The following is a 12,786-nucleotide window of genomic DNA, read 5'->3' on the forward strand; positions in this document are numbered from 1 at the left end:
CTCTATAATAATGAGTACATCCTGCTTTTGCTCGTTACGGCTTTACGTTGTTTTGAACCAATGGCTGTTTCCCGGGAGACCTAGATCGGAACGCGGCTGACATGCCCTCGAAAGGGGACCTCAAAAACGTTCCTGCGGACACCCACCTGCGAGAGCGGGTTCAGAAGCAAGCGGGTCGGACGGCATTAGCGGGTTTTTTTCCAAAATTAAGAAGAAGCGGCTGAAGCGTCCTGATATGGCATAGTTGCTTTCTTCCCAATAATGATATCAGGTAGGAATGACGCGTTGTCTGGTCCTTGCTGATATTTCAAGAAAAGGGGGCAGCCCCTTTTTTTTAATGTGTGAATTATGCTATGATATTGGTTAGCATACATAGACGTTAGAGGGGGAGATCACCTTTGTTGAAGCGAACCCTGATAGGGTTGCTGCGCAGTCATGAGCTGACTGGCGATAAAGCGAAAGATCCATTGCTAAAATCCCATTTTTACAAGTTGTCGAAGGATAAGGCGTGGGAGGAAGTTGTCTCCTTATTGAAGAAAATGCAGGGCTACAAAGTACTGCATGAGGTCGTTTCCGTTGGAGAAATTGTTCTCGAAAAACGTACTATGACGGGGCGAACCATGGACATTACCGTGTCGGTGATTGGTGTGAATCCGGTTACATCCGCTATTGATATCTATTCGGCTTCACGGGGTTCACTCGGCGATCTAGGTTCCAATTATCGTACGATTCTTGATATTTACAGAACGATTGACAAGAAGCTTGCTGCTTATAAAACATCTGGTATATAAACAAAAAGCGAGGAAGGAAAAATCCTTCTCTCGCTTTTGTTGTGAATTGGCGCGCAACCATCGCACCTGTTCACCCGTATGTAATTTATACGAGCGCTTTTACCGCTTCAATTGCGTTCTCATAGTTTGGATGCTCGGTCATTTCGCCCAGCACTTCAACGTATTGAATGGTATCATTGCTGTCAATAACGAAGATGCTGCGGAAATCCAGGCGAAGTTCTTTAATCAGTACGCCATAAGCTTCACCGAAGTTGTTGTTTTTGTAGTCGGACAGCATAACCACATTCTCAACGCCTGCAGCTCCACACCAGCGCGCTTGGGCAAACGGAAGGTCGACGCTGACGGTAAGTACGACCACTTGATCACCGAGCTTGCCAGCCTCTTCGTTGAAACGGCGGGTTTGAGCGTCGCATACGCCGGTATCGATGGAGGGAACAACGCTGACGAGTTTAACCTTGCCAGCGAAATCTTTTAATGAGACGACATCCACCAATGATTTGTTCAGTTGAAAATCTGGTGCTGCATCACCTTTTTTCAGTTCGGGGCCAATCAGTGTAAGCGGGTTTCCTTTGAGGGTAGCCACGCCTGTGCGTTCTTGTGCCATTGGAAAACGTCCTCCTTCTAAATAATTGTATGTTTCATAACAAATTTATTATAATCATAATGAATTGCTGTTGTCCAATATATGAGAAAGAAGGAAAAGGATGATCTTTCTACGATATGAAAGCTTTCGCGGCTATCTGCGGATGTATCCGGTCACAGCGATTATTATTGCCCTGAATTTGCTCGTATTTCTGATCGATGAGCTCAGCGGCAACCATGCGCTGCTCGAGCGGGGCATATTTTACAGCGATCCCTATGAGAATTATTTCTCCCTGGAAGAACCTTGGCGTTATGTGACGGCGGTGTTTCTTCATCTTGGTTTTCAGCATTTGTTCTTTAATATGTTTGCCATTCTGATTTTTGCTCCTCCGCTGGAGAAGATGCTTGGGCATATCCATTACTCGCTGTTCTATCTGATCAGCGGAATTGTCGGCAATCTGTTCAGCGCCATAGCGGAGGCTCAGACGGCAGGAGCAGGTGCTTCCGGAGCGATTTACGGCATTTATGGCGCCTATCTTTATCTGGCCCTGATGAAGAAATCACTGGATGAGGCATCCCGCAAAACGGTCTATGTGATCTTGATATTTGGTCTTATATACTCCGTTTTTGTACCGGGAATTGGTATTTGGGCTCATATAGGCGGTTTGTTTGCCGGGTTTGTTCTGGCTTATGGATTTGACTGGTATACCATCAATAAAAGAAAACGTTACTAAACGGACGGACGGGAACGAAGGAGAAGAGGGAATTCATGGAGCTTCGACAGCTGCATTATTTTGTTAAAGTAGCCAAAAAAGAACATGTGACGCAGGCGGCTGAAGAGCTGCATGTCGCACAATCGGCGGTAAGTCGCCAAATCCATCAGCTGGAGCAGGAGCTTGGTGCAAAGCTGTTTCTACAAAAGGGACGCAATTTGCAGCTGACTCCGGTGGGGGCGCTTTTCTTGAAACGAGCCGAAGTGATTTTGGCTGATTTGGAACGGGCTGTTTCGGATGTGCATGAATTTCTTGACCCCGAGAAAGGCGAGATCAGGCTGGGCTTTCCGCATAGTCTCGGGTTTTCTCTCATTCCCGAAATCGTCTCGACGTTCCGGAAGCTGCATCCCAATGTCACCTTCCGCTTTAAGCAGGGGATGTATCCTTCACTGATCCGGGACGTGATTAAGGGCGAAGTTGATTTATCTTTCGTATCGCCGTTTCCCGAGCAGCATGGTCAAGTTACAGGAGAGACGGTACTGACGGAAGAATTGTTCGCCATTCTCCCGCCGAACCATCATTTGGCCGGAGAAGATATTATCGATTTGATTCAGTTGAAGGATGAGAATTTTGTGCTGTTCAGCCAGGGGTACTCTCTGCGTCCGATTGTATGGGATGCCTGCAGGGAAGCGGGCTTCACGCCCCATATCGGGTTTGAGGGGGAAGAGACCGATACAATTCGCGGTCTGGTCGCTGCCGGGATGGGAGTCAGCCTGCTTCCGGAAATGGCGTTGTACCCCTCAGGGCCTTTGCAGCCCGTCAAAGTCAGGGTGAAATCACCAACTGTGACGAGAACGATCGGTCTGATCTATCGTTCCAACGAAAAGCTGCCGCTTGTAGCCAAAGTATTTCAAAGCTTTCTGCTTGATTATTTTAGCTGCAAGGGTATTAAATAACAATGACGATGGGCCCGCTGAATGGCGGGCTCTTTATTTTTCCTCGATCTTGGCATTGGAGGTTCTTTGTCCGGCATAGGATGAAACGGCTGCAATAGGAGATAATAGGAGGTATTATCGAATTCTGCCCTGTAACGGGCAGTTCAGCGTCATGCATGAGGAGGGAAATCGATGAACGGAAGGGAACGCCGGATAAGGAGGAATCGGCGTGTTTTTATCGTTCTGCTGGGTATGAGCGCTGTGCTTGGGATATTTGTGCTGCGGCTTGCCTGGCTGCAGCTGATGCCAGCCGCTCCGGCTACCAGCCGCAGTGTGAATTGGAAGCGGGAGGCGGTCGCACAGCGGGAGCGGGGGCTGCTTCTTGACAGCGGGCGGGGAGATTTTGTGGACCGCAGCGGGCTGGCATTGACTGGTGAGTCGTATCAAGGACTGGCGGTATTTCCTGTGCAGAAGGAAATTCGGAATCACGGGCAGCAGCGGATTGAAATTGAGAAGCTGGCAGCCGCGCTGGGTGTCAGTACAGGAAAGCTCCAGGTATGGATGGAAGGCTTGAAGGCGCCGTCATTCTGGCAGGTGGCGGGCGAGTCTGCACCGCATAAGCTCAGTAAGCAGCAGTTGGATACCATTAGCGGCTTGAGGCTGGACGGCGTCCGTATTTTGCCTTACCGGAACCGTTATCCATCCGGGTTCGATGCCAAGCACGCGATCGGCTACATCAGTCAGCATCCCGAGCTGCTTCAAACCCGATACGAGCGTGAACTTAGCAAGCGTAAGATGAAGCTGACCGATCAGGTGGGCGGAGCAGGCCTGGAAAGGTCGCTGGACGGCTTGCTCCGGGGCACCGGTGCAACTTCAGTCTCTTTTTTCACCGATGGTTCGGACAAGCCGCTTAATGGATTGGATATGCGATTAACCAGTCCGGATAACCCCTATTATCCCCTTAAGGTTGTTACGACTCTGGATTTGCCGCTGCAAAACAAGATTGAGGCATATGCCGATGCGCATGGTCTCCGTGAAGGGGCGGTCGTCGTGCTGGATGCCCATACGGGCGATATTGTCAGCATGGTTTCGCGGCCGCTGCTTGCGCCGGATTCCTTGAAAAAAACAGGAACCGACATGGCTAACCATGCGGTCAGAGCGACAACGCCTGGATCCATCTTCAAGCTGGTTACCGCCGCAGCTGCTTTGGAAGCAGATCTGACGGAGGAGCGGGAAGTGTTCGAATGTGATGGGGATTACGGTCATTATGGCCTCCACTGCTGGAAGGAGGGGGGACATGGCCGACTTACACTGCGTGAAGCTCTAGCCCAATCCTGCAATGTTGCCTTTGCGACAATTGCCGAACGGTTGACGCCTGCCCAGTTGGCTGTGACAGCGGACAAGCTGGGGATTGGCCGCAAGATTGGCTGGTATGATCCCCGACCCTTCGCGCCGCTTGGAAAGCCGCTGAGGCTGCTGCAGGAGGAAGAAGCGGGGGCGTTGTTCGCAGCGTTTCCCGATCATCGGGACGGCGGGCAGCTGGCGCAAACAGGAATCGGTCAGCGCGATGTCACCATGTCGCCTCTGCAGGCGGCTAATCTGGTATTGACGCTGCTTCATGGTGGACAAGTGATGGAACCGCGTCTTGTAAGTGAGATTCGTTATGCTAATGGACAGCGAATGGCGGTGCTGCCTCGCATGAATTCCTCTTCCCGTTATGGCCGTATAACGACCAAGACAGCACATGCGCTTTTAAGAGGCATGGAAGCCGTTGTCACTAACGGAACAGGCCGGTCAATCAATAGAGGCATATGGCAGGTCGCGGGCAAATCAGGCACTGCTGAGACCCTCAGAGAGGGCATCAAGCGGAACAACCAGTGGTTTGCAGGATACGGGCCTCTGAAAGCCCCGCGTTATACAGTAGCGGTATTAGCCGAGAACCGTTCTCCCGATTCATCAAATAAGGCGACAGCCTTATTTCGCGGTGTAATGGATATCCTCGCCGAGGGGTAACATTCAATCACTATTCTAAGGCAATCCTCTCCCGACGTGTTCCGTAGGAGAAAAATGGGGTCTAAGTAAACTCCAAACAATTGTCTCAGAAAACCACAATCTGTGTCCCGCCAACATTATTATGGGACGGAGTCCACCAGGCACCCCAGGTGCGCGAAAGAAAGTGTGTCCCGCAAGGGACGTAAACGGGCCAAGCAGGCAGTAACGAGAGAGCGTTTCTGTGTAACTCTGACGTTATCGGATCCGGGTGTCCAGAGGGCCGGCGGCCCTTTGGGGTCCCTCCTCTGGAGGGATTTAGGGAGGTCGTAATAAATCAAAAGCCGGCAACTGATCATCAATAACCAGCGACCGGCTTTCCAGTTTTACCCTGTAGAAGTTTCAAATAAAAGAATGCAGTATAATAATTAGGACATATATTTCATGTTGTATTCGATGTCGTACAATAGTAGTTATGCGACATGAAGAGGAGGAGCTTGCATCAGCATGAGGAAAGTCTCAGAGGAAAAAGCAACCGAATTAGTGGTTTTACCCTATAGTTCCGGCTACAGCGATGACCAAATTATAAATATGTTTCTGGTCGCCTGTGTAAGATCCCAGAATACGAAGAGAAACTACACCCGGGCGATTGAACGGTTCCGGCAATTCATTTCGTACAAGTCGCTAAAGAATGTGACCTGGCAGGAAGTAGAGGCTTTTAAGACAGGGTTAATTGAAGGGAAATGGGGAGCAACCGGAAAGCCTTTGGCGCCAGCCAGTGTGGCTGCCTTTATTGCACCGCTGAAGTCCATGTATAAATGGGGAAGCGATTCCAATATAGATCTGTTCGTGCATAATCCAACCACATCCATTCGTTTACCCGCGGTTCCCATGAACAGCCGCAAGCATTTTTTGACCAAAAGTGAAGTTGGGAAGCTGCTGAATGCCTTGAAACGGCAAAACATGAGAAATTATCTGATCGGGTTATATTTGGTCCTGCTCGGATTGAGGGTGTCGGAATTAACGGGGATTAAGTGGAAGGACTTCTATGCGGATTCTTCTGAAACCTCCATTTGGCTTACAATCAACAAGGCAAAAGGCGGAAAATCCCGCGAGGTTAAAGTCCCTAATCGTTTGTGGTCACTGAGCATTCGCTATGTGGAAGCCATTTCTGCTCCTGGCTTACCAGCGCCGGAGCTTGTGTTATTTCCTGTGACAACGAGACAAATCGAACGTATTATACGCGATACCGGTGACCGATGTGTCACCAATAAGAAACTTACTCCGCATTGGCTTCGGCATACCTATGCTACATTGGCCTTATTGAATGGAGCCTCACTCCAGCAAGTACAAGAAACGCTGGGGCATGCCCATATGAATACAACCCAACGTTATTTGCATACTGTAGAGCAATTAAAAAAAGCCGCGCCTGACTTTGTAATGGATTATCTGCATGATTATATCCCGGAATAATAGTCCTTTTGTAATATGCATGATTTATTTCCGCTTGTTTTAATGGGATTAATATCCTATAATTCTATTTGAAAGCAGTCGTCGAATATTGGCGAATTTGAGTGAATTATGTCGCATAACTACTATTGTACGACATCGGTTATATTTGCAATAATAATATCCTCCTAAAGTCTTATTTTTTTATAAAGGCAGCTATTCGGAATACTAATCCTCATACGATGGTTTCTACTGACAGCAGACAAGGATGGTGCATAGCGTGAAACGTCTATATGAGGCGGATATGGAGTGGGATGTCCGCCCTAGCATTAAAGCGGAAACGATACATTGGATGAATTCGCTTGAGATCAAAAGCCCTCGGACTTATCAGCATGGTGTGAGGGTGGCTTTTCTGGCAGAGAAGTTCGCTCCGGCGCTGCAATTGGATACCAGTGAGAAGGAGATGCTGATCAGAGGCTGTTTCCTGCATGATATAGGCAAACTGTTCGTTCCATCGAGAATCCTTGAGCAGGAAGGGCCTTTGTCGGACCAGCAGTGGAAGATCATAAAGCTGCATCCTGAGCTGGGAGCGGAATTGCTGCTGGAGCAGGTATATACGGAGCAGGGAATTGTTGATCTGGTGAAGCATCATCATGAGCGGTGGGACGGCAACGGCTATCCAAGCGGGTTAAAAGGCAAGGAAATCCCCTTTCAGGCCAGGGTATGTGCGATTCTTGATGCGTTCGACTGCATGCTGACCACCCGTTCTTACCGTAAGCCTGTCACTTTTGAAGAGGCGAAGACGGAACTGATTTTGCACAAAAATAAACAGTTTGACGGAGAAATCGTTGATCTTTTTCTATCCTTGTCCGAGCAAATGTCCGATCTCTATTATTTCTTTCGCAAACGTTAAACCTTGGAATGGATGAGGTGCTGGCATTGGCCATTAAAGTATTGGTCGTGGATGACTCCGCTTTTATGAGAAATATGGTCAGCAGGTACATTAGTGAAGACAATGCGCTGGAAGTCATCGGCACCGCGCGGAATGGACTGCAGGCGATTGAACTGACCAAGCAGCTTGCCCCGGATGTCATCACGCTTGATATCGAAATGCCGGTTATGAATGGTTTAGACGCATTGAAACGAATTATGGCGGAGAAGCCTACACCTGTTCTCATGCTGAGCTCGCTGACGGAGACCGGAGCAGCGGCCACCATCAAAGCGCTTCAGTATGGGGCAGTTGATTTTATACATAAGCCCTCGGGCGCATTATCAATCGATCTGTACAAGGTCAAGCAGGAATTGGCTGAAAAAATCAAAACGGCCGCACAGGTTTCGTTGCCGAATTTGTTTAAGCTTAAGTACTCCCCCCTCCCCAAAAACCAGATCCCGCCTTCTAAACGAGGTTTGCCGCCCAGGCATCTTATTGCAATTGGTGCATCCACCGGCGGTCCGCAGGCTTTATTCACGGTACTCCAGGGCTTGTCTCCCGATTTCCCCCATGCCATTGTCATTGTCCAACATATGCCGTCGCCGTTCACAGCGTCGCTGGCGGAGCGTTTGAATCACAACTGTTCCCTCACGGTAAGGGAAGCGGAGCATGATGCCAGGCTGGAGGGCGGGTGTGTCTATATTGCCCCGGGCGACCGGCATATGAATATTGCGGAAACCAGAGGTGCCTGCCGGATTAAGCTTCACCAGCGGCCAAGCAAAGGGCTGCATATGCCGTCCGTGCATGAATTATTCACTTCGGTCTCGGCGCTGCAGGGTCTGAAACGGCATTTGGTCATGCTGACGGGGATGGGGAGCGACGGAGCTGAAGCATTGGCTGAGGGCAAGGCGGCAGGAGCAGCCACAACGATTGCCCAATCGAAAGAATCCTCGGTTGTATTCGGGATGCCGCGCGCGGCAATTGAAACGGGGGCGGTGGATTACATCGTAGACCTGGAAGATATCGCAGCGAAGCTGAGGGAGGTGACAGGACTGCCATCTTTATCGTTATCAAGAGAATAACCCACATCCTACGGATCGGAGCTATGCGATGCGAGTTTCAGATGAGCAGTTTGTCGAATTTGAGCTGGGCCAAGAGAATTATACGATTCCAATCTCAGCTATTCATGAAATTATTCGTATGCAGGATATTACAGAAATCCCGAACGGCCGCAATTATGTGAAAGGCGTAATCAATTTAAGGGGGAAAATCGTTCCGATTATCCATTTAAGCCGGTTGTTCGAGCTTCAGGAAACGCCGGCAGGGAAATCAACCCGAATTGTGGTCGTCAATCACACGCTGGAGTATATAGGCCTTATTGTGGATCGGGTCAATCAGGTGATCACCTTCACCGACATTCAACCTCCTCCCGAGCGGATAGGGGGAATCAACGGCAGTTATTTTGCCGGTATCGGCATTTCAACTGCAGGCTTGGTCGGCATTCTGAAAATGGATGAGGTATTGATCCAGGATAGTTAAGGCTCCCGAAATGGAAAACCCCTGAGGAGGAGCGGCGATGGACGATTTGTCAGAATTTCGGGCCGTTTATTTGGAAGAGCTCGAGGAACAGCTCCAGTGTATGGACGAAGAGGTGCTGCGCCTCGAGAAGGAAGGACAATCCGATGCTGCGATCAGCCGATTGTTCCGCGCAGCTCATACTCTGAAAGGCTCATCAGCGGCGATGGGCTATGAAAAAATGAAAATATGACGCATGAGATGGAGCATTTGCTGGATAATGTGAGGAACCGCAAGCTTGCCGTTAATAAGGCGATGACCAATTTGTTCTTCAAATGCTTGGATGGCATGAAGAGGCTGCAGGCCGAAATTATAAACACGAATATCGAGCGCTCGAATATGGAGCATCTGATTCGGGAGCTGCAGTCGTTCGGCGGCATATCCCATCCAGCGGAGGCATCCGGGGTACAGCCTCAAATTGCAATCTTTACGCATGAGGTATTGCAATCCTTACAGGATCAGGCTGAACTTGGGCGCGTACCGGCATGGGTGAGCGTCACCATCTGCCAGAGCTGTGAAATGAAGCTGGCCAGGCTCAGTCTGATCGACTGCAGATTGCGGGAAACCGAAAACGTCTATTGGTCGGATACGGCATTCGAAGGCCACGATATGGAAGAAAACGTGATTCAGAACCGGTGGCTGCTGTCCACAGCGCTGCCGCTTGATGAGCTGGGGGACATAATCGGAGAAATGACGGATGTGGATGAGGTGCTCGTTGATGCTTGCGATTGGACAGAACTGCAAGCGGCGGCATCACTGGACAAGCAGGACGAGCAGGACGAGCAGGTCGGGGCCGAGTCCGAAAGCATTGCTCCGCCGGGGCATTTTGAGAAAGCCAAGGGACAGACGATCCGCGTCAATGTGGAGCGGCTGGAAAATATGATGAACCTGGTAGGGGAGCTTGTCATCGCACAGACGCGCATCCAGCAGATGGAGAAAGCCTTCTATCAGAAATTTGGTCCTGATGAGGCAGTGGAAGAGCTGGGGCATTTATCCGATCATCTGACCAGGACTATCGGCGAGCTGCAGGAAAGCGTAATGAAGGTCCGCATGCTTCCCATCGAGCAGTTGTTCAACCGCTTCCCCCGGATGGTGCGGGACTTGGCTCATATCCTGCATAAAGAAGTGGAGCTCGTCATTGAGGGAAAGGAAACAGAGCTTGACCGCACCTTGATCGAAGATATTGGAGATCCGCTTATCCACCTGATCCGCAATGCCATTGATCATGGTATCGAGCAGCCAAACCAGCGTCTTGACGCCGGCAAGCAAGCGAAGGGAACGCTGCGGATCAGCGCTTCTCATGAGGATAATCAGGTGCTCATAACCATACAGGATGACGGAGCGGGCATTGATCCGGAGCGCATCCGGCAATCGGCTGTGGCAAAAGGAATCATTCAGGCTGCGGAAGCAGCACTGCTGAAGGATCAGGATGCGGTACATCTCATCTTTCATCCGGGATTTTCAACCGCTCAACAGATAAGCGATGTATCGGGCCGCGGCGTCGGTATGGATATTGTGCGGACGGAAATTGAGCGAATGAACGGACTAATCCAGATTGAGACGAATATCGGCAAGGGGACATTGTTCCGGATCCGGCTGCCGCTAACGCTGGCTATCATTACAGGCCTTCTGGTCGATATCGGCGACCGGATTTTCATTATTCCGATGAGCAGTGTATCGGAGATTGTACGTATTGCCCCAGAGCATATCAGTACGGTCGGAGGAATGCCCGTAGTGACGATCCGCAATCAGGTCATCCCTGTCAGCTGGCTGCATGATTATTTTCACTATGAGCGCGGGGACCATCGAAGCAGGCAAATTCCAATTGTTATTGTTGGGGCGCGGAGACAAGAGGATCGCACTGGCGGTTGATGAATTGATCGGCAACCAGGAGATTGTCATCAAGTCACTGGGCCGTTACATGGGGAATATTGAGGGGATTTCGGGCGGGACGATTCTGGGGGACGGCAGAGTGGGCCTGATCCTGGAGATTGGCGGAATTATCAAGCTGGTGACAAGAAGCGCGTGACGGTGCATCAATAGCGGAAACCATTAAAATCATCGGGGTGGACATGTATGAAATGGTTCTATAACTTAAAAACCAGCATAAAGCTGATCTCCTCATTTCTGGTCATTGCGTGTATTCTCGCTTTTGTAGGGCTTTATGGATTAAGCAATCTGGGCAGCTTAAACACGAATCTCCAGGCCATGTATTCGGATAATTTACTGCCCGTCAATTATTTGGCGCAAACCGAGGTGGATGTGATGGAAATTCGCAAGCTTGCCCGTGATTTGTACATTGATGAGACTGCAGCCGACCGAAAACAAAACCAGGATAGCTACGAAGCCGTCAAGGATAGGGTTACCGATCGAATGGAATTATTCAAAAATACGATGATGAGCGATGAGTCCAGGACGGCGCTTGCCCCGTTTGACAGTGCGTGGGCCGCCTATCAAAACAATTTCGCGCGTCTGATTGAGCTTGCCGACGCCGATAAGAATGATGAGATGCTTGAATTTACAGAAGGAGTGCTATTGGAATCAAGCACAGCACTTGGCGCGATATTGGACAGGCTGAACGATTTGAATATCGCCCATGCGGACCAGTCCAATAATCAGAACGTCGAAATGTTCAATCAGTCGCGTAATCTGACAATCGGCATCATCATTGCTTCCATCCTACTTTGTATTGCCTTTGGTTATTATATCGCGCAAATTATTTCAAGGCCATTAAACAAGCTGGTTCAGCTGGTTGATAAGGTTGCGGTCGGCGATTTGCGCGAGAAGAATAACATCCAAACAAAGGATGAGGTGGGAAGACTTGCAGCGGCGGTCAATGATATGGTGGATAATTTGCGGAATATTGTGAGAAGCATCACCTCATCCTCTCATAGTGTTGCGGCGGCAGCCCAGCAAATATCGGCCAGCACTGAAGAAATTGCCGGTGGAACGACGAATCAGGCGACCGCTGCACAGACTATCAATGAATTGTTTATCGAGCTTTCAGCGGCCATTTACTCGGTCGCACGGAATACGGAAGAAGCCTCCGAGCTTTCGGATCAAACCATCGATATTGCCAGAGAGGGAGGAGAAGTGATCACGTCCTCCATCGAAAGCATGCAGGCTGTCAGCTCCCAAATGTCCAGGCTGGAGGATGATTCACAGAAGATCGGCGAGATCATCGAGGTCATTGAGGATATTGCGGATCAGACGAATCTGCTTGCCCTTAATGCTGCTATCGAGGCTGCCCGCGCGGGTGAGCAGGGACGGGGCTTTGCGGTGGTTGCCGATGAAGTCCGCAAGCTCGCGGAGCGCAGCGGAGAGGCGACCAAACAGATTTCAGGTATCATAAAAGGCATGCAGGATAATACGAAACGAAGCGTTATGGCCGTTCAGGCCAGCTCCGACCTGTCGCGTCAAACGGGAAATTCTTTCCGGAAAATCGCGGCAATAGTGGACCAGGCCGGACAGAAGGTAACGGAGATCGCAGCGGCGAGCGAAGAACAGGCGGCACAGGCATCAACGGTACTATCGGCGGTGGAGAACATCTCGTCGGCAACAGAGGAAGCGGCGGCAAGCAGCGAAGAAACGGCCGCTACCGCTCAATCGCTCGCCCAGCTGGCTGAAGAATTGCAAGCTGCCGTCGTAGTCTTTCGATGGGATGGCAGATATAGCGGACTGTGAATGAACTCGGCCGGATATAAAGTACAGAGCTATAAGCATCTGAATCGTTTTGCCAAGAATCTTAGCCCTCACACCAAAGGCCATGTCCCTTTCAATCTTGAAGGAGACATGGCCTTTGCTTATGCATATATTTTTCG

General features: G+C 50.1%; 13 protein-coding genes and 1 other RNA gene. 13 read left to right on the forward strand and 1 reads right to left on the reverse strand.

What is annotated here, in order from left to right; genetic code table 11:
• Nucleotides 1–15 precede the first annotated feature (15 nt).
• A non-coding RNA gene (gene ssrS, locus AC0YNV_RS15290) (6S RNA) lies at nucleotides 16–199 on the forward strand.
• 199 nt (nucleotides 200–398) lie between these two features.
• A complete protein-coding gene (locus AC0YNV_RS15295; protein WP_210046931.1) occupies nucleotides 399–791 on the forward strand; it encodes a DUF1499 domain-containing protein in 393 nt (130 codons plus the stop codon).
• A gap of 85 nt (nucleotides 792–876) precedes the next feature.
• Here AC0YNV_RS15295 and tpx read toward each other — a convergent pair whose 3' ends face one another.
• Entirely contained in the window at nucleotides 877–1,395 is a 519-nt protein-coding gene (tpx, locus tag AC0YNV_RS15300) for a thiol peroxidase (protein ID WP_475768809.1), read from the reverse strand.
• 100 nt (nucleotides 1,396–1,495) lie between these two features.
• On the opposite strand from tpx, the gene AC0YNV_RS15305 reads away from it, so the two are divergent.
• The 11 genes from AC0YNV_RS15305 to AC0YNV_RS15355 all read left to right on the forward strand — a co-directional run bounded on the left by AC0YNV_RS15305 (nucleotide 1,496) and on the right by AC0YNV_RS15355 (nucleotide 12,649).
• Nucleotides 1,496–2,107, forward strand: a complete 612-nt coding sequence (locus AC0YNV_RS15305) for a rhomboid family intramembrane serine protease (RefSeq protein WP_475768810.1) — start codon at nucleotides 1,496–1,498, stop codon at nucleotides 2,105–2,107.
• A gap of 35 nt (nucleotides 2,108–2,142) precedes the next feature.
• Nucleotides 2,143–3,042, forward strand: coding sequence for a glutamate biosynthesis transcriptional regulator GltC (gene gltC / locus AC0YNV_RS15310; protein WP_475768811.1), 900 nt, complete (start codon nucleotides 2,143–2,145; stop codon nucleotides 3,040–3,042).
• 171 nt (nucleotides 3,043–3,213) lie between these two features.
• Entirely contained in the window at nucleotides 3,214–5,034 is a 1,821-nt protein-coding gene (locus AC0YNV_RS15315) for a peptidoglycan D,D-transpeptidase FtsI family protein (protein WP_475768812.1), read from the forward strand.
• A gap of 483 nt (nucleotides 5,035–5,517) precedes the next feature.
• Nucleotides 5,518–6,483 carry a tyrosine-type recombinase/integrase gene (locus AC0YNV_RS15320; RefSeq protein ID WP_475768813.1) on the forward strand — a complete coding sequence of 322 codons (966 nt, stop codon included), beginning with the start codon at nucleotides 5,518–5,520 and terminating at the stop codon, nucleotides 6,481–6,483.
• A 256-nt stretch (nucleotides 6,484–6,739) separates the two neighbouring features.
• Nucleotides 6,740–7,372 (forward strand): HD-GYP domain-containing protein, encoded by a 633-nt coding sequence (locus AC0YNV_RS15325; RefSeq protein ID WP_475768814.1) that lies wholly within the window; start codon nucleotides 6,740–6,742, stop codon nucleotides 7,370–7,372.
• A 26-nt stretch (nucleotides 7,373–7,398) separates the two neighbouring features.
• On the forward strand, nucleotides 7,399–8,472 hold the full coding sequence (locus AC0YNV_RS15330; RefSeq protein WP_475768815.1) for a protein-glutamate methylesterase/protein-glutamine glutaminase: 1,074 nt from the start codon (nucleotides 7,399–7,401) through the stop codon (nucleotides 8,470–8,472).
• Between the two features lie 28 nt (nucleotides 8,473–8,500).
• Nucleotides 8,501–8,929: a chemotaxis protein CheW gene (locus tag AC0YNV_RS15335; RefSeq protein ID WP_475768816.1), complete on the forward strand. Its 429-nt coding sequence runs from the start codon at nucleotides 8,501–8,503 to the stop codon at nucleotides 8,927–8,929.
• 37 nt (nucleotides 8,930–8,966) lie between these two features.
• Nucleotides 8,967–9,158: an Hpt domain-containing protein gene (locus tag AC0YNV_RS15340; RefSeq protein ID WP_475768817.1), complete on the forward strand. Its 192-nt coding sequence runs from the start codon at nucleotides 8,967–8,969 to the stop codon at nucleotides 9,156–9,158.
• On the forward strand, nucleotides 9,155–10,837 hold the full coding sequence (locus AC0YNV_RS15345) for a chemotaxis protein CheA (protein ID WP_475768818.1): 1,683 nt from the start codon (nucleotides 9,155–9,157) through the stop codon (nucleotides 10,835–10,837). Before AC0YNV_RS15340 ends, AC0YNV_RS15345 begins: the two co-directional genes overlap by 4 nt.
• On the forward strand, nucleotides 10,791–10,994 hold the full coding sequence (locus tag AC0YNV_RS15350; protein ID WP_475768819.1) for a chemotaxis protein CheW: 204 nt from the start codon (nucleotides 10,791–10,793) through the stop codon (nucleotides 10,992–10,994). Before AC0YNV_RS15345 ends, AC0YNV_RS15350 begins: the two co-directional genes overlap by 47 nt.
• Nucleotides 10,995–11,041: 47 nt before the next feature.
• Nucleotides 11,042–12,649 carry a methyl-accepting chemotaxis protein gene (locus AC0YNV_RS15355; protein ID WP_475768820.1) on the forward strand — a complete coding sequence of 536 codons (1,608 nt, stop codon included), beginning with the start codon at nucleotides 11,042–11,044 and terminating at the stop codon, nucleotides 12,647–12,649.
• Nucleotides 12,650–12,786: the final 137 nt, after the last annotated feature.

This window comes from Paenibacillus sp. JT31N11 (assembly GCF_056269285.1).